General features: G+C 47.4%; 2 rRNA genes. Both read left to right on the top strand.

Going from position 1 to position 538, the window contains the following annotated elements:
* Positions 1–219: ribosomal RNA gene (locus M3183_RS26685) — 16S ribosomal RNA — on the top strand; the annotation flags it as partial.
* A gap of 197 nt (positions 220–416) precedes the next feature.
* Positions 417–538, top strand: a 23S ribosomal RNA gene (locus M3183_RS26680); the annotation flags it as partial.

Genomic DNA, 538 nt, shown 5'->3' with positions numbered 1-538 from the left:
CCTGCATGAAGCCGGAATCGCTAGTAATCGCGGATCAGCATGCCGCGGTGAATACGTTCCCGGGCCTTGTACACACCGCCCGTCACACCACGAGAGTTTGTAACACCCGAAGTCGGTGGGGTAACCGCAAGGAGCCAGCCGCCTAAGGTGGGACAGATGATTGGGGTGAAGTCGTAACAAGGTAGCCGTATCGGAAGGTGCGGCTGGATCACCTCCTTTCTAAGGATATAAGCAGGACTAAGAGCCTGATAAAAAAAGTTTGTTTGATGGTTTCTTGTTTGTTTAGTTTTGAGAGAGCAATTCTCTCAAGTGTATTCGTTCTTTGAAAACTAGATAATCGTAAGAAGAAGTAACCAAGTAAGAACCGAGTATCGCCATTTTAGTTTTTCTCTCTAATTTTAGAGTAAAACCTTTTAGGTTAAGTTAGAAAGGGCGCACGGTGAATGCCTTGGCACTAGGAGCCGATGAAGGACGGGACTAACACCGATATGCTTCGGGGAGCTGTAAGCAAGCTTTGATCCGGAGATTTCCGAATGGG

This window comes from Neobacillus mesonae, assembly GCF_023715155.1.
Classification (GTDB): Bacteria; Bacillota; Bacilli; order Bacillales; family Cytobacillaceae; genus Neobacillus; species Neobacillus mesonae_A.
The sequence above is the reverse complement of the archived record's forward strand: the minus strand, read 5'-3'. Positions and strand labels throughout refer to the sequence as shown.